The 22853-nt window shown below is 68.4% G+C and carries 21 protein-coding genes and 4 pseudogenes; 15 read left to right on the forward strand and 10 right to left on the reverse strand.

From position 1 onward, the window contains the following. Positions 1-28 precede the first annotated feature (28 nt). Positions 29-883, reverse strand: coding sequence for a sensor histidine kinase (locus ACZ6Q9_RS30810; protein ID WP_396830706.1), 855 nt, complete (start codon positions 881-883; stop codon positions 29-31). A 131-nt stretch (positions 884-1014) separates the two neighbouring features. Between ACZ6Q9_RS30810 and ACZ6Q9_RS30815 the strand changes: the two genes are divergently transcribed. From ACZ6Q9_RS30815 to ACZ6Q9_RS30835, 5 genes are all read left to right on the forward strand, one after another. Beyond that, entirely contained in the window at positions 1015-1731 is a 717-nt protein-coding gene (locus tag ACZ6Q9_RS30815; RefSeq protein WP_393455457.1) for an ABC transporter ATP-binding protein, read from the forward strand. After that, positions 1728-2519 (forward strand): hypothetical protein, encoded by a 792-nt coding sequence (locus ACZ6Q9_RS30820; RefSeq protein WP_396830704.1) that lies wholly within the window; start codon positions 1728-1730, stop codon positions 2517-2519. Before ACZ6Q9_RS30815 ends, ACZ6Q9_RS30820 begins: the two co-directional genes overlap by 4 nt. Beyond that, a complete protein-coding gene (locus ACZ6Q9_RS30825) occupies positions 2516-3238 on the forward strand; it encodes a hypothetical protein (protein WP_396830703.1) in 723 nt (240 codons plus the stop codon). Before ACZ6Q9_RS30820 ends, ACZ6Q9_RS30825 begins: the two co-directional genes overlap by 4 nt. 672 nt (positions 3239-3910) lie before the next feature. Continuing rightward, complete coding sequence (locus ACZ6Q9_RS30830) at positions 3911-5197, forward strand: M23 family metallopeptidase (protein WP_396830748.1); 1287 nt, start codon at positions 3911-3913, stop codon at positions 5195-5197. 11 nt (positions 5198-5208) lie between these two features. Further along, complete coding sequence (locus ACZ6Q9_RS30835) at positions 5209-6540, forward strand: phage tail tip lysozyme (protein WP_396830701.1); 1332 nt, start codon at positions 5209-5211, stop codon at positions 6538-6540. 326 nt (positions 6541-6866) lie between these two features. Here ACZ6Q9_RS30835 and ACZ6Q9_RS30840 read toward each other — a convergent pair whose 3' ends face one another. From ACZ6Q9_RS30840 to ACZ6Q9_RS30855, 4 genes are read right to left on the reverse strand one after another with little or no spacing between them, the layout of a single operon-like run. Further along, positions 6867-7820 carry a DMT family transporter gene (locus tag ACZ6Q9_RS30840; RefSeq protein WP_396830699.1) on the reverse strand — a complete coding sequence of 318 codons (954 nt, stop codon included), beginning with the start codon at positions 7818-7820 and terminating at the stop codon, positions 6867-6869. Positions 7821-7874: 54 nt separating this feature from the next. After that, a complete protein-coding gene (gene cofC / locus ACZ6Q9_RS30845) occupies positions 7875-8537 on the reverse strand; it encodes a 2-phospho-L-lactate guanylyltransferase (protein WP_396830698.1) in 663 nt (220 codons plus the stop codon). Next, positions 8534-9364: a carbon-nitrogen hydrolase family protein gene (locus ACZ6Q9_RS30850; protein WP_393455477.1), complete on the reverse strand. Its 831-nt coding sequence runs from the start codon at positions 9362-9364 to the stop codon at positions 8534-8536. Before ACZ6Q9_RS30850 ends, cofC begins: the two co-directional genes overlap by 4 nt. After that, positions 9361-9777 carry an NADPH-dependent F420 reductase gene (locus ACZ6Q9_RS30855; protein WP_396830697.1) on the reverse strand — a complete coding sequence of 139 codons (417 nt, stop codon included), beginning with the start codon at positions 9775-9777 and terminating at the stop codon, positions 9361-9363. Before ACZ6Q9_RS30855 ends, ACZ6Q9_RS30850 begins: the two co-directional genes overlap by 4 nt. Positions 9778-9785: 8 nt before the next feature. Here ACZ6Q9_RS30855 and ACZ6Q9_RS30860 point away from each other — a divergent pair. The 3 genes and pseudogenes from ACZ6Q9_RS30860 to ACZ6Q9_RS30870 all read left to right on the forward strand — a co-directional run. Then, positions 9786-10208 (forward strand): annotated as a pseudogene (locus tag ACZ6Q9_RS30860) (transposase); the annotation flags it as partial. Next, positions 10097-10595: pseudogene (locus tag ACZ6Q9_RS30865) on the forward strand (transposase); the annotation flags it as partial. The pseudogenes ACZ6Q9_RS30860 and ACZ6Q9_RS30865, both read left to right, overlap by 112 nt. Before the next feature lie 292 nt (positions 10596-10887). After that, positions 10888-11751: a hypothetical protein gene (locus tag ACZ6Q9_RS30870; protein ID WP_396830695.1), complete on the forward strand. Its 864-nt coding sequence runs from the start codon at positions 10888-10890 to the stop codon at positions 11749-11751. A gap of 140 nt (positions 11752-11891) precedes the next feature. On the opposite strand, the pseudogene ACZ6Q9_RS30875 reads toward ACZ6Q9_RS30870, so the two are convergent. Continuing rightward, positions 11892-12963, reverse strand: a pseudogene (locus tag ACZ6Q9_RS30875) (ABC transporter ATP-binding protein). Positions 12964-13095: 132 nt separating this feature from the next. Then, a complete protein-coding gene (locus ACZ6Q9_RS30880; RefSeq protein ID WP_396830693.1) occupies positions 13096-13698 on the reverse strand; it encodes a prolyl oligopeptidase family serine peptidase in 603 nt (200 codons plus the stop codon). A gap of 294 nt (positions 13699-13992) precedes the next feature. Here ACZ6Q9_RS30880 and ACZ6Q9_RS30885 point away from each other — a divergent pair, with 294 nt between their 5' ends. From ACZ6Q9_RS30885 to ACZ6Q9_RS30905, 5 genes and pseudogenes are all read left to right on the forward strand, one after another. After that, the gene (locus ACZ6Q9_RS30885) at positions 13993-14787 is read left to right on the forward strand and encodes a peptidoglycan DD-metalloendopeptidase family protein (RefSeq protein ID WP_393455552.1); all 795 of its coding nucleotides are present in this window, start codon (positions 13993-13995) and stop codon (positions 14785-14787) included. A 248-nt stretch (positions 14788-15035) separates the two neighbouring features. Then, positions 15036-15188 (forward strand): annotated as a pseudogene (locus ACZ6Q9_RS30890) (helix-turn-helix domain-containing protein); the annotation flags it as partial. Positions 15189-15267: 79 nt separating this feature from the next. Next, the gene (locus ACZ6Q9_RS30895; RefSeq protein WP_396830691.1) at positions 15268-15894 is read left to right on the forward strand and encodes a sensor histidine kinase; all 627 of its coding nucleotides are present in this window, start codon (positions 15268-15270) and stop codon (positions 15892-15894) included. Beyond that, complete coding sequence (locus ACZ6Q9_RS30900; protein WP_396830689.1) at positions 15882-16541, forward strand: LuxR C-terminal-related transcriptional regulator; 660 nt, start codon at positions 15882-15884, stop codon at positions 16539-16541. The genes ACZ6Q9_RS30895 and ACZ6Q9_RS30900 overlap by 13 nt, the downstream gene beginning before the upstream one ends. A gap of 358 nt (positions 16542-16899) precedes the next feature. Further along, on the forward strand, positions 16900-17853 hold the full coding sequence (locus ACZ6Q9_RS30905) for a hypothetical protein (RefSeq protein WP_396830688.1): 954 nt from the start codon (positions 16900-16902) through the stop codon (positions 17851-17853). A 262-nt stretch (positions 17854-18115) separates the two neighbouring features. Here the strand turns inward: ACZ6Q9_RS30905 and ACZ6Q9_RS30910 are convergent, their stop codons facing one another. The 3 genes from ACZ6Q9_RS30910 to ACZ6Q9_RS30920 form a co-directional block, all read right to left on the reverse strand. Next, a complete protein-coding gene (locus tag ACZ6Q9_RS30910; protein ID WP_396830686.1) occupies positions 18116-18535 on the reverse strand; it encodes a hypothetical protein in 420 nt (139 codons plus the stop codon). A gap of 27 nt (positions 18536-18562) precedes the next feature. Continuing rightward, on the reverse strand, positions 18563-19438 hold the full coding sequence (locus ACZ6Q9_RS30915; RefSeq protein ID WP_466021458.1) for an alpha/beta fold hydrolase: 876 nt from the start codon (positions 19436-19438) through the stop codon (positions 18563-18565). Positions 19439-19509: 71 nt separating this feature from the next. Further along, complete coding sequence (locus ACZ6Q9_RS30920; protein WP_396830683.1) at positions 19510-20712, reverse strand: epoxide hydrolase family protein; 1203 nt, start codon at positions 20710-20712, stop codon at positions 19510-19512. Between the two features lie 483 nt (positions 20713-21195). Here ACZ6Q9_RS30920 and ACZ6Q9_RS30925 point away from each other — a divergent pair, with 483 nt between their 5' ends. Continuing rightward, positions 21196-22365: a low temperature requirement protein A gene (locus tag ACZ6Q9_RS30925; protein WP_396830681.1), complete on the forward strand. Its 1170-nt coding sequence runs from the start codon at positions 21196-21198 to the stop codon at positions 22363-22365. Positions 22366-22628: 263 nt separating this feature from the next. Beyond that, positions 22629-22853: hypothetical protein (locus ACZ6Q9_RS30930; RefSeq protein WP_396830680.1), on the forward strand; the 225-nt coding region annotated here is incomplete at its 3' end.

A 22853-nucleotide genomic window follows, 5' to 3' on the forward strand; every position in this document is an offset into this window, starting at 1 on the left:
CGGATCGCGGCTCGCGCGTCATCGGTGGTCATGTCGCGCCTCGGTCGGGGATGCGGGCGGTGAGCAGCCAGCCGTCATCGGCCTGCTCGGCGTGGAGGCTGCCGTCGAGAGCGGCGACGCGTTCGCGGAGCCCGTCGAGGCCGTGGCCGGCACCGGGCTGAGGCTGCCAGCCGGGTCGCGGGCCGGCATCCTGGACTTCGACGATGATGGTGTCTGCCTCGCGGTGAATCCCGACGCGGGCGTGGGAAGGTCCGGCATGCCGGATCGTGTTGTTCAGGGCCTCGCGGACGACCGCGCAGACGGTGAGCTGCACGCCTGCGGTCACGTCGCCCACCTCCTCGTCGCCGAGGGTGACGGTCAGTCCGGCATCGTTCGCGGCCTTGACGATCGCTGGGAGGTCGTCGAGGGTGTCGGCCGGGCGCAGCGGGGCGGGTCCGGCGGTGCGCAACAGGGCGAGCATGCGGCGCAGCTCGGTCGTGGTCTGCCGGCTGGCGCGCTCGATGTCGGCCAGCGCATTCGCCCTCTCCGCCTCACCGTCAGGTCCGGTCAGGGTGCGCGCGGCGGCGGCTCGGACGGTGATGAGGCCGAGGCCGTGGGAGGCGAGGTCGTGCAGGTCGCGGGCGATCCGCAGCCGTTCGGCCTGCGTAGCCTGTTCCGCGGCCCATGAGGCCAGTTCCTCCTCGTAGTGGCGGCGCTCCGAGCGAGTGCGGGCGAGCGCCCAGGCGATCACCAGGGCGGTGACCCCCGCGGACACGGCCAGGGCCCCCCACACGGATACGGGGTTGTCGACGCCGACGGTCGTGAGCACGAGTGCGAGCATGGCGAGGACGGCGACGGCGACGAGCCACGCGCGCGAGCGCCACGTCGGCCGGTCTGTCTCCATCGGCCAAGTCTAGTTTTCGGGCCTCCCAGCCGGATCGGACCTGGGTCTGACAGACCGGGGTCCGAGCGCAGGCGGCGAGGTCTGGTCCTGGGTCCGATGACGCGGCCGAGGCGCTCTGGTGGCATGGCGGCATGCTCTCGATCAGCGGCCTCACCAAGCGGCACGGCTCCCGTACCGTCCTGTCCGACGTCACGTTCCAGGCGCATCCCGGCCGGGTGACCGGGTTCCTCGGTCCGAACGGGGCGGGCAAGTCCTCGACGCTGCGCATTCTGCTCGGCCTGGACCGCCCCACCGTCGGGACCGCCCTCATCGACGGGCGGCCGTACCGGAGCCTGTGCGACCCGGCGCGCACGGTCGGGTCCATGCTCGATGGCTCCGGTGCGCACCGATCCCGCACGGCCCGCAACCACCTCGCCTGGGTCGCCCGCGCGGGCGGCATCCCGAAGCGCCGCGTGGACGAGGTGCTCGACCAGGTGGGCCTTGCCGGTGCGGGCCGCACCCGCGTCGGCCGGTTCTCCCTCGGCATGGGGCAGCGCCTCGGGCTCGCCGCCGCACTCCTAGGCGAGCCGGCGGCGCTCGTGCTGGACGAGCCGGTGAACGGCCTCGACCCCGAGGGCATCCGGTGGATTCGCTGTCTGCTCCGCGGCCACGCGGACGCGGGCGGCACCATCCTGCTGTCCAGCCACCTGATGAGTGAGGTTACCGAGATCGCCGATGACCTCGTGGTCATCTCCGGAGGGCGCGTCGTCGCGGCCGGCCCGCTGGGAGAGGTCACCGCCGGCTACGCCACGCTCGAGGACGCCTTCTTCGCCCTCACCGGCACCGATCGCGCAGGGAGCACGCAGTGAGCCTGCTGCGCGCGGTCACCTCCGAACTGCGCAAGACCGCGACCCTGCCTGCTTCGCTCGGCGCGATCGGCGTCGCCGTGGCCGGATCGGTCGGGATCACCCTGCTCAACGCCTCGTATGCCCGCGCCGCCCTCGGCGGAGACCCCCGCTTCGACGGCTTCGAGACCTCCCCGGCCGAGACGGCGTTCGCCGCGGTTCCCCTCGGCGTCGTCGGGGCCGTCATCCTCGGCGTGGTCGCGATCAGCAGCGAATACACGGCCAACAGCTCCGACGCCGGAGGCGGACGGCAGATCACCGCGACCCTGACGGCCACCCCTCGGCGTCTCACCCTGCTCGCGGCGAAAGCCGTCGCCGTCGTCGTGCTCATCGCGATCACGGCGGCCGTGACGATCGCCGCATGTATCGCGCTGGCCCACCTCGTCATCGGCACCGCCGTCACGCCCGACGACACCGGCGAGACGATCGCTCGCGCCCTCGGGGCAGGGCTCTACTGGGCACTGATGGGGCTGCTTGCGTTGGCGATCACGGTTCTCATCCGCAGCGGCATCATGCCGCTCATCGTGCTCATCGCCAACAGCTCCCTCGTCTCGGTGTCGTTCCTCCTCTCCCAGGTCACACCATTGGCTCGGTTCCTGCCCGACCTCGCCGGCATCCGCTTGTTCGCCCGCGAGAGCTTCGCCGCCTTCGACGACGCGCTGGATCCGCTCACCGGCGGCCTCGTCATGGCCGCCTGGGCATTCGGGCTCCTTGCGGTCTCGGCTGTCGTATTCACCCGCCGTGACGCATGAACCGCCCCTTCGCCCGCACGATCGCCGCAGAGCTCGTCAAGCTCCGCAGCCTTCCCGCCCTGCTCGCCACCGTACTCGGAACGGTCGCCACAGGCATCGCCCTCGCCGCCGCCCTCGCCTCTTCGGCTCCGACGACCGGCGACACCATGCAGATCACGACCCAGACGATCGTCTTCCTCCAGGTCGGCCCCGTCCTCATCGGCGTACTCACCGCTGCGACCGAGTACATGGGACGCCAGATCGTGACTACCCTGACCGCCACTCCGAATCGTTTCCTACTGCTGGCTGGGAAGGCGGCCGGCTACCTGACCGCAGCGGCAACCACGAGCCTCGCCACGATCGGAGCCAGCGCGGCGACGGCATGGATCACCCTCAGCGCCCGGGGCATCCGCTCGACCCGGGACTTCGACCTCTGGCCGCTGCTCGGAGCCGTGGTCTACCTCGTACTCATCGGGCTGCTCGCTCTCACGGTGACCGTCCTGCTGCGTTCGCTGACCCCTCCGCTGGTGACGATGCTCGCTCTCGTCCTGATCGTCTCGCCCCTGTTGGCCGGCTACACCGAGCACGCCCGCTGGCTGCCCGACAAGGCAGGGAGCCTCCTTTACCTCCCCGACAACGATCTTCTGCTCACACCAGGCACCGGGGCGCTCGTCCTGCTCGCCTGGATCACCGCGACGGCGATCGCGGCGAGCATCGCGTTCCAGAGACGCGACGCATGAGGGCGCTCCACCATGTTGCCCGGACCTGGTGCCGATGGCGCTGACCGATCTCATCCGCAATGGCGTGCTCGATGGCGGGTTTCGATTGCCTTCGACCTGCCAACTCGCAGGCGACCTCCGACTCGCCCCGGCACCGTCGCGTTCGCATACGGAGACCGAGGCCGCGGGCTTGATCGAATCCAGCCAACCCGGCCGGGACCCGCGTGCGACCTGGGCAGGTGTGGTCCTCCGGGACGCCGCGGAGCGGAGCAGTACGTGGCCAGTGTGCGAGGTAGCGGTGTCGGGCTTGCCGATGTGCTTGGTGCGGTGCGAGCTGCCTGGGGCCATGCTCACGGAAGCGCCTTCTGACCAGTGGAGGGCCAGGACCTGGCCGGCTGGGCGCTCATGCTGCGGATTCCCGGCTTGGGTGACCCCGATACTGCCGAGCCCGCTTCTGCCCCGGCCCACTGCCCATCGCTCCACCTCTCCGACAAGGTGTTGCGACGACCGGATGACTCCGCCCTATACCGAAGCGGGCCCCGCAGCGGGTGTCGCGGACCAGGCAGGTCCCGGATGGCGCACCCGTCATTGCGTCGATCGGCCATCGGTCGAACAACTGATGTATCGCAGACTGTCGCTTCCTAGGTTCGTCCCCGGATATTCCGTAAACGCATTGAGACCCAGGTGGTGGGCATGGACGGAATCGATAGACGGGCTTTCTTGCGTGTGACGGCGACAGCGGGCGCGGTCGCCGTCGCAGGCGTGACCGTGGGGACTGGGGTGGCGGCCGCGGCCGTGCCCGGGTTCTACAACCCCTTTACGGGGTACCCGATCACCGACACGTGGGAGGGGCACCTGGCCCGCGGCTCGCTCGGCGGGATCGACTATGGCATGCCCGTCGGCACCCGGCTGCCTGCGGCGGGCGGCGGTGTGGTCTACAACGACCCCGACAACGGCACCGGCGGCTACACGGCGGTCATCCACCACGACAACGGCTACAAGACCCAGTACCTGCACCTGTCCGGGTTCGTCGTGGCGAACGGCACCCGGGTCGCGATGGGCGACATCGTCGGGTTGTCCGGCGGCTACCCGGGCGCGCCGGGCTCGGGCTCCTCGACCGGCCCGCACCTGCACTGGCACATGAACGACCCCTCCGGCACGCGCATCAACCCGCTGGCGTTCCTTGGCGGTGACGCGCCCGCGGGCGACACGCAGGTGTTCGAGACGGCACACAACTCCGGCTGGCAGCCGCTTCCGGTGGCCTCGATCGTGGCGTCGAAGGTGAGCGCGGTCCTGCGCGCGGACGGCACGAAGATCATCTACTCGGTGCGTGACGGGTACGTGTACGAGGCGGCGAGCAACGCGGGATGGCGCAACCTGCGCGTGCCCAACCTGGCCGGCGTGTCGGCGATTTCGGCGATCGCGGTCGGCAGCGGGGTCGTGCTCTACACGATCCGGTCGGGCGCGTTGTGGGAATGCGCGAGCGGCGACTGGGTTCCGTTCTGCGTTGGGTACAACGGAAGTCCGATCTACGCGGACGCGGTCAGCGCGGTGCTGCGGTCCGACGGCACACGGATCGTCTACACCGTGCGCGACGGCGCGGTGTACGAGGCGGCAAGCAACGCGGGATGGCGGAACCTGCGGGTGCCCAACCTGGACAGCGTGGCCGTCGTGTCGGCCCTCTCCCGCAACGGGATCACGACGCTTTACACGATCCGCGCGGGCGCCTTGTGGGAGGCCTCCAGCGTCGACTGGCGGCCGTACGCCGTGGGGTACAACGGAAGTCCCATCTACGCGAATGCGGTCAGCGCGCTCCACCGGCCCGACGGCACACGGATCGTCTACACCGTGCGCGACGGCGCGGTCTTCGAGGCGGCAAGCAACGCGGGATGGCGGAACCTGCGGGTGCCCAACCTGGGCGGAGTCGGTGCCGTCTCCGCCATCTACGCCAGCGGCACGGAGATCCTCTACACCCGGTGACACCGAGACGAGTGGGACACACCATGAAAAGTTTGCCGAACGCGCTACGGCGGCGCGTTGGTCTGCTGGCCCTAGCAGGGCTCATCGTCGTATCCGGGATCGGCTTCCCCGGTGAGGCACGTGCCGCCGACAACTCCAGGACCGCGTGGGACTTCTTCGTCGGCAAGGGACTCACCGCGGTACAGACCGCAGGCGTTCTGGGCAACCTGGCGCAGGAGTCCAACATCAACCCGCTGGCGCAGGAGCCCGGCGGTCCCGGCCGCGGGATCGCGCAGTGGAGCACCGGCGGCCGCTGGGACACGACCGCGAGCGCCAACGCGACCTGGTACGCGGCGGTGACCGGTCAGAACGTGTGGAGCCTGGACGCGCAGCTCGGCTTCATCTGGTGGGAGCTGACGAACATCCCGGGGTACGGGCTGGCGCAGTTGCGGGCGTCGAGCACGATCGCCGACGCGACCGTCGCGTTCCAGGACCTTTACGAGCGCTGCGGAACCTGTCACGAGTCAACGCGGATCAGCTACGCGACGAACTACTACAACCAGTACGCGGGCACGACCCCGCCCGCGTCGAACACGCAGGTGTACGAGACAGCGGACAACTCCGGCTGGCAGCCGCTTCCGGTGGCCTCGATCGCGGCATCGAAGGTGAGCGCGGTCCGGCGCGCGGACGGTACGAAGATCATCTACTCGGTGCGTGACGGGTACGTGTACGAGGCGGCGAGCAACGCCGGGTGGCGGAACCTGCGGGTGCCGAACCTCGACAACGTTTCAGCCGTGTCGGCGATTGCCTTCAACGGCGGGACCGTTCTCTACACGATCCGCGCGGGCGCGGTGTGGGAGTCGTCCAGCGTCGACTGGCGGCCGTACGCGGTGGGATACAACGGAAGCCCGATCTACGCGGATGCGGTTAGCGCGGTGCTGCGGGCCGACGGCACGCGGATCGTCTACACGATGCGGGACGGTTACGTGTACGAGGCCGGTAGCAACGCCGGCTGGCGAAACCTGCGAGTGCCCACGTTGAGTGGTGTGTCGGCGCTGTCGGCCATTCCCTATAACGGCGGCACGGTGCTGTACACGATCCGCGCCGGCGCGGTGTGGGAGGCCGCAAGCGGCAACTGGACGCCGTATGCCGTGGGGTACAACGGTAGCCCCATCTACGGGAGCGGCCTGTCCGCCATCTCGTTGGCGGACGGCACGAGAATCGTCTACACGGTCAACAACGGCCGCGTGCACGAGGCGGCGAGCAACGCGGGCTGGCGGAACCTGCAGGTGCCCAGCCTGTCCGGGGTCAACTCCGTCTCCGCCGTCAACGCGGGAGGCGTCAAGATCCTCTACACCCGCTGACGCCGGACGGCACCTCAGTGACGGGGGTGCCTCCGGCGAGCGGCCCGGCGTTCCGCGAGGGCGGCATCCCTGGACCAGCATGGAACCCCTGCCGGGCAGGGTCCAGGCCGGATGTCATGCCGATGCCGGACCGGCCAGCGCGACAGGGCCGCCCGTCCCCACCCCGACAGGGAGGCCGGGCGGCCCATCGCGCGGTGCGGCGGTCAGTCCGTGGCCAGCACCAGCGCCTTGTGCCACGCGCCCGGTGCGCGAGAGTGCGTTCGCCCCAGCCGAGGAGCCATTCGGAAGCCGCTGGGCCGATCTCGTAGCCACCGGGGTGCAGAACGTCAGGACTGGTAGGCGGGCGTCCAGCCACGGTCCTCGGGCCGCTGTCGCACCGCCGGGCGCGAACTGCGGTTCTCGTGCAGCGCGAGCAGGACCACCGAGGTCAGTACCAGCACCAGGCCGGTCCACTGGCTCGTGTCGAGTTGCCCGTCGAGCAGGGTGAGTCCGACCACGGCGGCCGTCAGCGGGAAGGCCAGTTCGGCCAGGGCCGCGCTCGATGCGGGCGTGTGCCGGAGCGCGTGGTAGTACAGCGACAGGGCGAGCAGGCCCGGTACGGCCGCGAGCAGCACCAGCCGCGGTACCAGCTCCACCGGAACCGTGACCGGCGTGCGGGTCGCCGCGGCGAAGGTGGCGAGGGTGACCAGTCCGACGGTGAACCGAAGCGTGGTGACGTGCAGGAAGGACAGTTCGGCGCTGACCATCCGGCCGAGGACGGTGCCGGCTGCCCAGAGCGCCGCGGCCCCGGTGGCCAGCCCGGCCGCAGCGAGGCTGCGGGGGTGCATCCCCAGCGGGTCGGGGAACGCCAACAGCCAGGCGCCGGCGACCGCAGGCACCGCGAAGAGGGGGAACCGCCGGTTCACCCGTTCCCCGAGCAGCGCGGCGGCCAGGACGATCGCCAGCGCTGGTTGCAGCTTCTGCAACACCTGCGGGGTGATCGGGTCGCCCAGCCGGAACGCGGCGGTGAACAGCGTCGTGGCCAGCGCCGAGGAGCCGGCTCCGATCACCAGCACGGCCAGCTTCGTCCGCACGGAGCAGCGGGCGAGGGTTCGTACGGCCGGGATCAGCCAGGGCGACACCAGGATCACGAGGACGACGTGTTCGGCCAGGACCACGCTCAGCGCCGGAAGCTGGCGGGAGAGCGGTTCCCGCAGCAGGCCGGAGAAGCCCCAGAGGCTGGCGGCGACGGCGACCAGCCAGGTGCGGTCGCTGGAGGCGCGGCTGGCGATCGGGATCATCGTGTCCTTTCCGGGGCGGTGGGGCACCGACCTGCGGGCCGGTTGTCGCGTTGATCAGTGTCGGGCGGCGGACGGGGTCGGCCGATCGGCGGACGGTGACCCGACCCACGAGCGGGCCGCCCCGCCGAGGCGGTCGATCCCGAGCGAGAGCAGGTGGGCGACGGTGTCCACGTCCCGCCGCAGCCCGGGCGCGGTCACCGGGAGATCGTGGTAGCCGTCGGCGAGGAACCGGCGGCGAGAGTCGGGGCCGAGGAAGGGCCGGAACTCGCCGGGATCGGTGAGTGTCACCATGGTGGTCCCGGTGCCGTCGGCGTCCGAGACGATGGACCGTGGGTGGGATCCGGCCGCCGTCAGCGCCGTGTCGAATTCCGGGGGCTGTGCGCCGGCAAGATCGGCCATGGCGACGGCCAACCGCGCGTCGGGGAGCGCCTCCCGGGCGATGATGAGCGCGGCGAGGACCTCCCGGTTCAGGTCCGGCCCGCAGGTGGTGCCGGCGACGACGGCGCCGGCGGCCAACGCCGCGCCGACCACCTCCGGGTCGGTCGCGGCGACGACGACGGCACGCACCCGACGGGCCCGCGTCAGCCTGCCGACGACGTCGAGCAGCATCGCCCGGGCCAGTGCGCTCCGTTCGGAGACGTCGAGGCCGACGCATCTGGTCTTGGCCGCTGCGAAGGGTTTTGCCGGTACGACCACCACCCACGAGCCGTCCGTCATGCGTCGGGTTCCATCCTGGTCAACCGGCCGTACAGCTCGGGTCGCCGGTCGCGGAGGAATGGGCGTCGACGGCGGGAGAGGTCGACGAGGCTCAGGTCCACCTCGGCCACCGCCACGTCGTCGCGGTCGTCGGCGGTCTGGGCGAGCACGTCACCGTTGGGGCCGTACACCGCGCTGAGTCCGAAGTAGTCCTTCACGCCCTCCGTGCCGACCCGGTTGGCGCAGATCACGAAGAGCCCGTTGAACACGGCGTGAGCGCGCAGCTCCAGCTGGAACACCTCACGCATCGGGGCGCTCGCCGAGGCGACCGGGACGCAGAGCACCGACCCGCCGCGTAAGGCGACGATGCGGCTCAGCTCGGGGAAGTGCCGCTCGTAGCAGATGATGGTGCCGACTCCGGTCTCACCGGTCTGGACCACTTCCGGCTCGGCGCCGCCGGGTTGGAAGTAGAACTTCTCGGGGAAGCCGTTGGAGAACGGCAGGTGCGACTTGCGGTACACCGACTTGAGTTCGCCGTCGACGTAGGTGCAGGCGGTGTTGTGGTAGACCCCCGGCACCTGCCCCGCCTCGAAGATCGACGAGACGACGGTCATCCGGTGCCGCTTCGACCGCTCGGCCGCCATCCGGTTGGACGGCCCGTCGAGTTCCTCGGCGTACTGGAAGTAGTCGAGGTCGGGCTCCGGCTGGACGAACGGCACCGCGAACAGCTCCGGCAGCAGCAGGATCCGGGCGCCCTGGGTGGCCGCGTCGTCGATCAGGTCGGCGGCCCGGCCGATCGTCTCGGCCCGGTCGTCGGTGGCGCGAAGTTGCAGGGCGGCGAGTCTCACGCGGGGACCTTTCCGACAGCCGGGGCCAGGCCGGTCAGAGCCAGCCCGGAACGGGTCTTGTACCGCTTGTTCACGCTGATCAGTACTGCGGTCAGCGGTTCCAGTTGCCGGGCCAGGCGCAGCCGGCCGGCGTCGAGGGCGCGGCCGCCTGTCACGTCGGCCGCGAGGGCCATCACCCGTTCCTTGGCGGCGATGTCGTCACCGCAGACCAGGACGTCCTCGTGGCTCAGGTCCGCCTCCGGGTTGAGCAGGAGGGGGGCGGCCAGGTGGTGGAATGCCCCGACCACGGTGGCCGAGGGGACGAGTTCGGCGGCCTCCTCGGCAGCGCTTCCGGCCAGGACGTTGCGGCCGTACGGCCCGAAGCGGTCGAAGCTCAGCGGGTTGACGCAGCTGATGACGATCTTGCCGGCCATCGCACGGGCCTCGAGACGCAGCGCATTACACGTTCGTGTGATGGACGCGCTGACGCTGAAGGTCCGCGAGCACGGGCGAACGGTCAACGTCCACGCGCTGATCGCCGTCGGGGTCAACGCCGACGGCCAACGTGAGGTGTTGGGCGTGGACGTCGCCTCGGACGAAGACGGCGTCGGCTGGCTGGCGTTCCTACGCAGCCTGACCGCGCGCGGCCTGTCCGGCGTCCGTCTGGTCACCTCCGACGCCCCGCGCCGGCCTGGTGGCCGCGATCGGGGCGGCGCTGCCGGGATCCTCGTGGCAGCGGCGCAGGACCCACTACCTGCGCAACCTGCTGACGAAGGTGCCGAGGTCGGCGCGGCCGTGGATAGCGACCCTGGTGCGCACGATCTTCGACCAGCCCGACGCCGACGCCGTCCGCGCCCAGTTCGACCCGGGTGGTGGCCACGATCGAGGCCCCGGGGCACTGCAGTGGCTGGAGGCCCGCCACCGGGCCCACGCCCGCGTCGAGGACAGGATCCGCTGCGCCAAGGACACCTGCCTTCGCCGGCCACCTTCTCGCGAGTTCGCGATCAACCAGGCCTGGTGCGCCGCCACGGCGATCGCCGTCGACCTGATCGCGTGGCTGCAGCTCATCGGCCTCGACGGCGACCTGGCGAAGGCTGAACCGAAACGGCTGCGCTACCGCATCCTGCATACCGCAGGTCGCCTCGTACGCGGCCAACGCCGCCGCTGGCTACGCACCCCCGCCACCTGGCCCTGGACCGAACAGATCACCGCCTCGTTCAACCGGATCGCGGCCAACTCCGCCCCCGGCTGACCAGCTCAGCCGCTGCCCCAACGACCTGAGGCCCCCCGGAGACCACGCCCGCCACCGCGACAGACGGCCCGCCACCATGCCCGGAACGAGACGACATCGATCAGCGGCGATCAGTGCTGCCGGGCGGAAGGAGCCACCCCCGGCGCGAACCATCGAGGCTAAGCAGTACGCGAATCGCGGCTGCTACCAGCACAATGCAACATAAACAATTTGACATCAACTGATACGCTGCTCTCACTTTACCCCCTAGAGGAGAGAGGCCGAAGTGAATAAAATATCAAGCATCGCGACCGTGCTCACACTCTCAATTGGAATCGCTATTGCCCCGACAGTGTCTGCCTACGCCGCTACGGACAGGAGCGGGGCGGAACGGCTGAACATCCCGAACAGCAGTGCGTGCAAGGCGGGTCGCACGGTCATGCAAGGCATGGTGGCAGGGCCAGGCGGCCAGCTCTACATCGTTTTCACAAAGGCAGCCGGCGCGGAGCCCGTCCTGTCCAGGTGGTTGCGCGACGGCTCAACCTGGGACGGCACTAGCTGGGTCTGCGCCGGGGCGCCAACCTCCATGCCCACACTCGGCCACGGTAACGACCTCGCCTACAATCCGAACTATCTGGGCCAAGGCCCGGCCTTGATTGCCACCCAAGGGAGTCAATCCGCGTTTCCGAGCGATAAGGTGACAATCGTGCGCCTGAACGCCGACGGATCTTTTGGCGCAACCGGGGAAGTGCGTCTACCGATAGGCAACATCAGCGGCCTCTGCTACAGCGCGACGGCTGCCGGCGGAGCCGGCAAATATGCTGCCCGACGGTTGGGTAGCCTGTGGACCCATCCCGGCGCTGGTGCGCTTACGAGTGGATGGACGCCGGTGAAGAGCAACCTGACGAGTCACGATAATCGTTCCGACCAAGGCATTGACTGCTCCGAGAACTACATCTGGAACACCAAGTCAATCAACACCTCAACGCCCACTACCGGGTGGAACTGGGTGTACCAGTACAACTGGTCTGGAGGCGATGTGGAGAGCGACATCGGAATTCCGGGGAACAACTTAACCGACGAGATCGAAGATGTTACCCATGTGGGGGGCGAATTCTTCGTCGGCATCAACAGAAACGACGGGCTAGCCGACTCCGTGAAGGTGTTCATCGAATAAATTTCGGGCAGTTGTAATGCTGTTGACGTATTTGTGGGGCACTTGGTTAGCTTGCCGGTTAACCGATATGGTGTCTCGCAGGACGCTTCCTGAAGAAGGGAGACAGCACCCCTGGTGACCAGAGTCTTACTCAGGCCGCTTCATTGGGACGAGCTGCCGATCCCCGTGGCCTCGTCCGGACCCGGGCTCGTCATCGGGCATCCTCGGTGTTGATGACAGATGTCATTTGACAGATGACACCCGTGTCTGCCCGAACATGTCCAGCACTGGGATTGTTGAACCATGACGAGATGGGCAGACAACGAACAGACAAGCAGGCCCCAAGCAAAACGGAGCCTTGCTGCCGACCTCATGAGCCTCGGTCCGGCTTCGACTCCCGGGCGTGAACTCCTCGCCGCAGTATTGCAGATGCCCGGCCCGCCGCGACTGTCGGCCTCGTCCACCGCCGTCGTGTGCATGCCGCCGGTGATCAGCCCGCCCAGCTCGGCGAGCGCACCTGCCGCGGCCGAGACGGTGAAGCTGATCTGCGCGGGAATCGCCGCGAGCACCTCTCCCATCGGGCCCTCGAGCGCGACTCGCCCTCGGTCGAGGATCGTCACGTGCTCGGCCAGATGCTGCGCCTCGTCGAGGTAGTGGGTGGTCAGCAACACCGTCGATCCCTGCGCGTTGAGCTCCTGAATGATCGTCCACATCGTCCGGCGCGACTGCGGGTCCAGGCCCGTGGTGGGTTCGTCGAGAACGACGAACTCCGGACCGCCCCAGATCTCCATGGCGAAATCGAGCCGTCGTCGCTCTCCCCCGGACAGGACCGAAACCGGAGTCTTTCGCCGATGATCCAGCCCCACGACGTCGAGAACCCGGTCGATCGAGTCCTCTCGGATGCTCAGGCCCTGCCAAAGGGCCAACTGGCCACCGACCGTCATCTCGTCCACCAGCCCGGATTCCTGCAGCATCGTTCCGGTCCGCCCCGCCACGACCGTCCGGTGCCGCCACGGATCCCGACCGAACACCCGCAGTGCGCCCGCGTGGGGGATCGAATCCTTGGATGCTCTCCAGCAAGGTGGTCTTGCCCGCCCCGTTCGTCCCGAGCAGCGCATGGATCTGTCCCGCCTGGACGGACAGGGTGACGTCATCGACCGCGACGAACTCGCCGTACGCGCAGGACACCCCCTCCACGACGACGACAGGTGAGGCGACGGGGACACCCGACATGCGGGTCTGCGATTGCGAATCAAGCACGCCTCAACTCTCCCGAGGTGCCCCGGAAGCGGCCAGCCACGCCCGTCACCGGCGCAAATGACATCTGTCATGAACACGCACGGTCAGCAAGAAGCCCCGATCTCGTCAGATCCGCGGCGCAACAAGACCGAGAAACGACGCTTGCGCCTGTTCGACGCGTTCAATCTCAAGTGCAGACGGAGCGTAGTGGCCACCGGCATGCCACACGATGTCGCAGGAACCACCCGCTTTTCGCCAGCGCTTCGCGAATTCCTCGGGCTTCTGGCCGGTGACCGTGGAGTCGACCGCGCCGCAGATGGTCATCAACTGCGGCAGCGGGCCTCGATCGCATCGCGCGATCGTGCTGATCGGGTCGTAGGCGTCGAGATCGTCGTCGTCCGGGAACTCGACGCGATGCTTCTGCCCGAGCCGGGATGCGAGGTAGGCCCGAAGATGGGTGATCGGTGAGGTGACGCAGACGCGCTCCACGAGGCCTGGATCCAGCATCGCGGCCAGGAGCGCGAGTCGCCCACCATGGGGCGTTCCCAGCAGGCTCACCTGGTGGCGTCCGTGTTCCTGCCGCAGCACAGCGCGGAGATCGCCCAGCGCGTTGCCCCCCAACGGCCCTCGGCCGGCAACCGCCCATCTCTTGCCGAGCTCCCCACCCCCTCGCAGGTGCGCGCAGACGATGTCGCCGACGGGCAGTTTCGCATTCGTCCCGCCTATCATGGCGATTTCGGTCTACGACCGTCCGTTCCGGACGGTACTCCTGGTGATCAGAGTCTTACTCGGAACGGTTCGCTGATTGGTATCGGTGAGCGACATCCCCACGTCGGCGCGCATGGACCGCATGAGCCCGGCTCGCGGCCGTCAGCCCACCACCACCGGGATAGCGCACCCCGAGCCAGATGCGTCACCAACGACCAAGGGCATGCCGACACGCCGCACCGCATCCAATTCAACCTCTGTAGCATCGCCGCTGTTGATGATGGTCAATCGCCTGCCTCGGTGGGCTAGTCGGAGGTGAGTTCCCTGCGCCGCATAACGCAGATCCTGGTCGCTGCCGTGGTTTCCTGCCTGGCCATAGCCCTATCCGCTGTGCCGGCACATGCCGCCGCCCAGGTCAGGGTGTACGTACCCAGTGGGCTGCCACTGAATATCCGCAACGCCCCGGCGCTGAGCGGGGCGGTAATCGGCAGTGTCCCCAACGGTAGCGTCGTCACCATCACCTGCCACGTTCGAGGGGATTCTGTCCAGGGCTTTGCCGGTGTCACCAACATCTGGGACCGACTCTCGAGCGGCGGGTGGGTCTCCGACGGATTCCTGGAGACCGGCTCGAACGGTCCGGTCGTCCCGCTCTGTGGGAGCAGCTCCGCGCCGTTCAAGTTCCCGTTCGCCGCTGGCCGTGCCTACACGATCACCCAGGCGGCGGGCAGCAGCTTCTCCCACAACGATGCCTACAACCGGCACGCCATCGACTTCGGCATGCCGGTCGGCGTACCGATCCTCGCGTCCGCCGCGGGCACCATCCGCTTCGAGGGCTGGGCGGGCGGCGGCGGGATCATGGCACTCGTCGACCACGGCAACAACCGGTGCTCACAGTACGCCCACCTGAGTGCCACGATCATCAATACCGGTGACCGCGTAGCGCAGGGGCAGCGGATCGGAACATCCGGGGCGACCGGCAACGTAACCGGCCCTCACCTGCACTGGAACATCGTCAACTGCGACACCCACACCAGCCGGGAAATCCCCAACAGCGTCGAGGTTGGCACCAACTACGTGGTGGGTACCGCTCCGGTCAGTAAGAACGGCTGACCGGAGCCGACCGGTCATCGGGCTAACGAGGGCGAGTGGATCCCGGTGCAGGCTAGGACTCCAGAAAGTACGGCGCCCTAGCTGTACTGCCCAGGGACGTTGGTTGAGATGGTGTGACGACACGACGTAGATAGACGTGATGACGAAGGCCTCCGATTGTGGGGTGGAACTGTCAAGGAACCGCTCCGACAACCTGGAGGCCTTCGTGTCCCACGTTGACGCCGCTGTGACTCCTTGCGCGTCTCCGCCTGGCGCGTCTGATCGTGAACAACGGCTGGCCGATAGCCCGAGCGGCCGAGCGCTATGACGTGTCCTGGCCAACCGCGAAGTGGTGGGCCGTGCGGTATGCCGCGCACGGTGTTGCCGCCATGACCGACAGGCCATCGCGGCCACACCGCAGCCCCACCAGAACACCCCAGCCGGTAGTGCGCAAGATCGTGCACCTGCGATGGAAACAGCGTCACGGGCCGGTGAGCCGTGTTGACCCGCACCCGGGCAGACGTGCTCGACGCACACGGTGCAGAGCTGCGCCGGATCGAACGCGACCTGCACGACGGCACCCAGGCCCGGCTGGTGGCCATCGCGATGCGGCTGGCCGTGGCCCGACAGGCGTTGACCAACAATCCGCGAAACGAGCAGTTCCTGGAAGACCTTCTTCGGGACGCACACGAAGGAACCGAAGAGGCGATGACCGAACTCCGCGAGGTGATCCGGACCGTCTACCCGCCGATCCTCGCCGACCGCGGCCTCACCGGCGCACTGACCGCGGTGACGGCCCGCTGCGGCGTGCCAACCCGACTGGAGATCGGCAACCTCGAAAAGGTACCGGCGGCCGTGGAGGCCGTCGTCTACTTCGCCGTCGCCGAGGCACTCACCAACGTCGCCAAGCACAGCCAGGCGACCACGGCCGGCGTACGGGTGAGCCGAACGGCAGACCGGTTGTCGGTGGCGATCACCGACAACGGCACCGGCGGCGCCGACGATCGGCGGGGCACCGGCCTTGCCGGGATCCGTCGCCGGGTGCTCGCGCTCGACGGCACCATCGACATCGACAGCCCGGCCGGCGGGCCGACGACGATCACCATGGAGCTGCCGTGCGGGTGGTAATCGCCGAAGACAACGTCCTGCTGGCCAGCGGGCTGGAACTCCTGCTCAACAGCGTGGGGTTCGACATCGCCGCCATCGCGGGCGACGCGGCGGGCTTCCTCACCGCCGTCCGGGACCATCGGCCCGACGTCACCATCGTCGATGTCCGGCTGCCGCCGTCATTTCGCGACGAGGGCATCCGAGCCGCCCTGCGGGCCCGTCGAGAGCACCCTGGCCTACCGGTCCTGGTGCTGTCGCAGTACGTCGAGCAGCAGTATGCCGCCGAACTACTCGCCACCACCGGCGGCGGCGTCGGCTACCTCCTCAAGGATCGCGTCAGCCGGGTGGATGAGTTCGTCGACGCGCTGCGCCGGGTGGCCGCCGGTGGCACCGCCATGGACACCGAGGTCATCGCCCAACTCCTCGCCCACCGCAGGGACCCGATCGCCGTCCTCACCCCCCGCGAACGCGAGGTACTCGCGCTGATGGCCCAGGGACACGACAACAACACCATCGCTGACCGGCTTGTCATCACCGCCAACGCCGTACACAAGCACATCGGCAACATCTTCAACAAGCTGGGCCTCGCCGTCACCGACAGCGGCCACCGCCGCGTCCTCGCCGTTCTCACCTACCTCAACGGCGCGGGCCAGATCGGCGGCGACTGAGTACGCCGGTGACTCGGTCAACCGCGGCGACCAGCGCCGCCGGGGCAGCGCGCATCCGAGCTTGCTCCACGGGCGGAAGGATCTCCAACTCGGTGACGAGGCCGACGACGTACGCGACAGGCTCCGCGGGCAGGAAGCTCCGCGTGATGCGCGCACTCAAGCGCCGGCTGTCCACCACTCCTCGCCGCCTCTTGACACGGAGGGGTGCCAGGTCCGCATGCCGAAGAGCCGGTGTGGGCTTCGCGTCGCATAGCGAATGGACCGCGGCTGATGGGGACACCGGCGCCCTGCGTGCTGCGATGCCGAGGACGTCGGTCCATTACGGGGCAGGCTGATCGACATGACTACCATCCCCCTTGTGATCGAGGACTTGATCAGGAGGACGGCCTCCGAGGACGACGATGCGATCGAGGAGTTGTGCGCAATCGCGGACACCGATCCGCGGAGGCTGACCCCGCACCAGGGCCTCCTGCTGGACCTCGACGTGTTGTGGCCGGCGAAGTTGTACCGAGCGGCAGGTGCCGACGTGGTCCGCCGGGTCATCGAGCAGATCGACGGCGGGCAGACGCCGGACCGGCTCAATCACCTGCTCCTTGTCCTGGCACACAGTGCTCATCCGCTCGCCGAGAGCGCCATGCGTCGCTGGTCGATCCAGCCGCCGCCCGGCGCGGACAAGCTGCACGTCGGGCCGCTGAGCTACGCGCAGGAGGGCGGTTGGGTGGTCGGCCCGGACGGCAACCGACGTGACCTGTGCGGTGACACCGCGTACCGGTGGGTCATGCGTGAGACATCACGACGCGTAGAGCGCCTCCACTGTCCGTGGTGCGCGTCGCCGCTCTGGACTGCCGCGGACCTCGACACCGCAGACCTCGCCATCGGTGCCGCCCTGGCCCACACGGGCTGGTCCGGCCGGTTGGTGATTCAGAGCTGCCACTTCTGCGCCTGCTATACGACGCTGTACAGCCGGGTCACGGCCAACGGTGCTGCTACCTGGTGGGCCGGCAACACCCGCCCCAGCTACCTACCCGATGCGGCCGAACCGGAGGACCCGCCGGCGCTGCTGCCGGTACCAGGACCGGCTCTGCCCAGCCCCTACCAAGCCAGCGCCTGGAATCGAGGCGGCTCGACCCTGGGCGGCCGCCCCGACTGGATCCAGGACGCCGAGCACGCCGACTGCCCAGGCTGCGGACAACCGATGGACTACGTGGGTTTGATCGGCGGCGCAGACTTGGACGAATTCGGCGAGGGCGCCTACTACCTGCACCTGCACCAGCCGTGCGGGTTCGCCGCAGTGAGCTACCAGCAGAGCTGACCGCCGCAAGCGCTGCCGCCGGAAGCTGTCGGGTACCACGCGCGCACATTGCTGCATCGCCACCAAACCATGGCGGCTCTACTCCACCACGGCGGCGGCGTCGGCGGAGTCGACTACGGACGCCGCGGATCGGTGGGGGTCTTGTCGATCAGTGGGACGAGTTGGTGACGCCGTTGCGGTTGCCGCCGGTGAGGATCACGGCCAGGGGGATCCCGCCGGCGCTGGCTGCGGCGGCGACGTCACTTGAGCTGCTTGAAGCGTGTCAGACGATGAACTGCACTTCCGGGAAGGCCGGGTTCGGGCCGTTGAGCAGGTGTCCCCGGTGGCGTAGGTGCAGGTCGAAGAACGCGAGCGGGTACGCCTGCTGGATCCGCACCGCCCGGGCCGGGTCGAGGGTGCCGATCCAGCCGGCGAGGTCCTCGTCGCTCATCCCGATGAGCCTTGCCAGTTGCGGGATCAGCCACTGGTGGTCGCAGTACGACGAGTACGTCGCGCCGGCGGCCTGCACGTTGAGCCACCATCCGCGCAGGTTCGACCAGAACTGCTCGACGCTCGGCTCGGCGGCCCGGGTGAACTCTGCGGTCATCAGCATGAACGGCCGGTCGATCTCGGTGACCGGTGGCACCGACTGCATCGGGCCGTCGAGGCCGAGCCCGGCCTGCACGCGCTGGTCCTGGTTCATGGCGAGAGCGGTTGCGGTCGCGCCCCTTCAGGCCGGTTGGAGGAACGCCAGCAGTTGGCTCGTGAGTTCGGCAGGGCGTTCCTCGAAGATCCAATGGCCACAGTCCTCAACGACGACGCCGCTCACGTTGAGGGCGTAATGGGCGGCCTGTTGGGATACGGCGTCCCCTAGGCTCGCCCGGGCGCCGAGGGCGAGCACCGGCATGGCGAGTTTCGTCTTGGCGTACTCGGCGTTGTCGGCGACGTCCTGTGGAAGGGCGCGGAAATACTCGAAGCTTGCCCGCAGGTGGGCATCGTCCTGAAGGTATCGGGCGTACTCTGCGACCTCGTCCGCGCCGATGCCGGTCTTCTGCACCTCCATCGAGTCGGTGAACCGATCGACCCAAAGCTTCTCCCGGCCGGCCACGATCTGCTCCGGCAGCCCGTTCGGGAGGCTGAAGAACCCGAAATTCCACAGGCCCGGCCCGCTCGGAGTGAGTGACGGAGCCTGATACAGGCCCTGGTCGGGGATGGGCGCCTCGGTGAGGACGAGCTTGCTCACCTGATCGCTATAGGCGGCGGCGTACGCGTACGCAACCATGGCGCCGACGTCGTGGCCGACCAGGCAGATGTCCCGGTCGAGCCCGAGTTGGGCGAGGAGGTCGTGTACGTCCCGGGCGAGGGTCTTCTTGTCGTATCCGCTTGCCGGGGCGTCGCTCCCGCCGGCGCCGCGCAGGTCGGGCGCGATGACGGTGTACCGCTTGGCAAGCTCCGGCAGAACCTTGCGCCACATGAACCACGTCTGCGGATAGCCGTGCAGCAGGACCAATGTCCCACCCTGACCACCCCGTACATAATTGATGGTGATCTGACTGACCCGCGCCGTCTGTTCCGTGAATCCGGGTGGGATCCGTGCGCCGTCCATGCCTCCCCCTCGCAGTCGTCAGTCCGTTTCGCGTACCCGACACCACGGTCGGCATACTCGAACCGCATCGGCTAGCGGAGCGGGCGGAAACCGGCACGAAGCTCTTCGGTGAGGAGCTGCGGTTGTTCCCATGCCGCGAAGTGCCCGCCCCGATCGAGCCGGTTGTAGTGGATGAGGTTGGGGTACGCCCGCTCCGCCCAGCTCCGCGGCGCCTGATAGAGCTCGTCTGGGAATACGCTCACGGCGGTCGGCACGGAGACGCCTTTCGCGGACAAGAAGGACAACTTGTTCTCCGCGTAGAGACGAGCTGCGGAAACCCCGGTGTTCGTCAGCCAGTAGAGGGTGATGTTGTCGAGGATGTCGTCTCGCGTGAGGCCGCCGGGTTGGCCGGCGAAGGCCCGGCAGATCAGCTCCAGGCTGGCTGCGTCATGGTCCACCATGAAGCTCGCCAGAGCGATGGGCGAGTCCGCGAGTCCAGTCAACGTCTCGGGGCGCGTCCCCATCACGAGGGCGTACGCCCCATGTTTCCAGAAGAAGTCGAGCTGCCCGCAGGCGCGCTTCTCCTCTTCTGAGAGGTTGGAGGGCAGCTTGCTGAGTGCCTTGTTTATCCCGGTGATGTCGGACTGGATCAGTGCATCGATGTCGGGGGGAACCGTACCGGGCATGTTGGTGTGAATGCCGAGCAGTTCCGGGGGCGCCTGCAGGCCGATGAGGTCGGTGATGAGCGCGCCCCAGTCGCCGCCCTGGGCGACGAATCGGGTGTAGCCGAGGCGCTTCATCAGTTCGATCCAGGCGCGTGCGATGCGCTCCGGGCCCCAGCCCGGTGTGGTCGGCTTGCCGGAGAATCCGTAGCCCGGCAGGGACGGGATCACCAGATGGAAGGCGTCCGACGCGCTCGCGCCGTGTGCCGTGGGATCGGTGAGCGGGCCGATGATTTTCAGCTGCTCGATGATCGAGCCGGGCCAGCCGTGTGTGACGATGAGGGGCAGGGCGCCTTCGTGTTTCGATCGGACGTGGATGAAGTGGATGTCGAGCCCGTCGATCTCGGTGATGAAGTTCGGTAGTGCATTCAGCCTCGCCTCGACGTTGCGCCAGTCGTACTCCTTCTCCCAATAGCGCGCGAGCGCCTGGCTTGTTTCGAGCGGTACGCCCTGCGACTGATCATCGGCGGTCTGCCTCTCGGGCCAGCGCGTGGCCCTGATGCGCGTGCGCAGCGCCTCGAGTTCCGCCTCGGCGACCTCAATCGTGAACGGCCGGACACCTGCGATGCCCACCCGCTCCTTAGTCTTGACAGCCACATGGGCCTCCGTTTCTCGCCAGGGGCATCCGAATACCACCTCGATCGGCGTCTACACCAGGCTGTCGCATGAGTTCGGCGAGCCGAGCCGAGCCGAGACGGGTGGGTACCGGATTTGTCCGGGCAGGGCGGAATGGCTGCCCCGGCTGTCAGACGACGCGGGACGGGTGCCGCCAGTCGGCCCATCGCAGAAGCCTGACGGGGGGACTGCTGGATCGGGTGCCTGTGCCGTCGAGCGCTGCGGCAATGCCGGACTGCCGCTCGTTTCCTGCCGCAACGATCCGGACGTGGGCCCGGGGTCGGGTGTCGACCACGAGACGCTGCGCAACTCGGTGGCTCAGCCGCGGCAGGAGCCGGCGCAGCAGGGTGGGTCTCTCGGCATGATGGCACGACCCGTTAGGCGATGATTACCAATGGTGGTGACGGCGTAGGGGGTGGGCGATTGGCCGGAGGTGGCAGGTTGGCCCGGCTGTCCCGTACCGCCGGTCTGCTGGGGCTACGCTACCCCGGCGGGCCGGAGCTGAACGAAGAGCGGCATGCCACCTGGCTTGAACTCTTCTTCGACCTGGTATTCGTCCTGGCCCTGCTGGGCGTGACCGCGCGGTTGGACACCCGGGCATCGCCGAGTGTCCAAGAACTCGCCGTTGCCATCGTCCTCTACGTGCTCATCCAGTGGTCATGGATCGGCCAGTCCTTCTACGACACCCGCTACGACCCGGACGACACTCTGCACCGACTGCTCGTGCTGGCTGCGACGGTTGGTGCTGGCGCCATTGCCCTCGGCGTGCAGCAGGCCCCCTCCGGCCTGTTGCTGCCGGTCGGGTACCTGATCGTGCGTGGCTGTCTGCTCCTGATGTACCTGCGAGTCCTCGCAGCCGACCGGTCCGCCTGGGATCTGGTCGCCGTCTATCTCACCGGATTCGGTACCGGGTGGTTGCTCTGGGCTGGGTCACTGGCCATCTCCCCGACCGTACGGCCGGCAGTGTGGATCACCGCCCTGGCTATCGAGCTGCTCACCCCGTGGCTCGGCCGCCGCTGGCTGCGCCGCCATCCCGTACACAGCACCCACCTGCCTGAACGGCTGGGGCAGTTCACCATCATTCTGCTCGGCGCCACGCTGACCAACCTGCGTGACGCGGTACCCACCGCCCACCCGCCCGCCCGCGTGGTGGCCGCCGCCTTTGCGGCCTTCCTTCTGCCAGCCAGCATCTGGTGGATTTACACCACCTACGTGAACAGCAGGCTCGCCGTGCCGCAGTTGGGCAGCGGTCAGGGCTACGCCTATCTCCACTCACCCGCTGGCGCGGCCGTGCTCTTCCTTGGATGGGCGCTGGGCGTTGTGGTGTACGAGATCGGTCAGTCGCGTCAGATGCCGCTCAACGCGCGACTCGTGCTGGGCGGGTCGATCGTCACGTGGATGCTGTGTGGGTTGGGTCTGCACCGCTTCGCTCTCGGTCGTTTGCCCCGGCGCCGGTTCATCGTTGGCCTGGCGGGAATCACGCTGGCCATCGTGGTGACGCTGGTGGTCACCGAACCCGGCCTGCTGCTCGGGCTCACGTCGGCGCTTCTCGTCGGGTACGCCATCGTGGTCAGCCCGCAGATCGTCAAGGCCGCTAAAGGCTATCGATGAGCTTTCCGGCAGTACCGGCGGCCGCCCGCCCGAACGAGTGCCCGCTCTGCCCTGTTCGACCCATCGCACCCAAGCGGGCTAGTCGGGGGCTAGAGCAGGTCTGGAGGCGGCCCCCATCCCTGCCGCGGACCTCTACATCTTCGGCGGCGCGGCCGTGGCTGGCACCGTCCAGCTTTTCTCTCGCTGATCCTGTTCGTCGGGGATGGCGGGTGGCCAGTCGAGGGTTTCGGGGTCGATACTGGCCCTGGAAGCGTGCGGCCAACGTGCCGTACCTGGTGGAAGGGGTGGTGGCGGCTGAGGTGACGGCGGGGCATCATGAGCGGCAACTTGTGGGTCCCGTGTTGGGGCTGGAGATGGCGCAGATCGCGGCCCTGATCGGCCAGGGCGAGCGGCCAGAGCGGCCGACACTGGTCGGCGTGGAAGGGTTCGGCGGTGCCGGCAAGACCGTCTTCGCTCGGCGGCTTGGTCAGTTGCTGGGCAGTTTCCAT

The organism is Micromonospora sp. NPDC049139 (assembly GCF_055586845.1).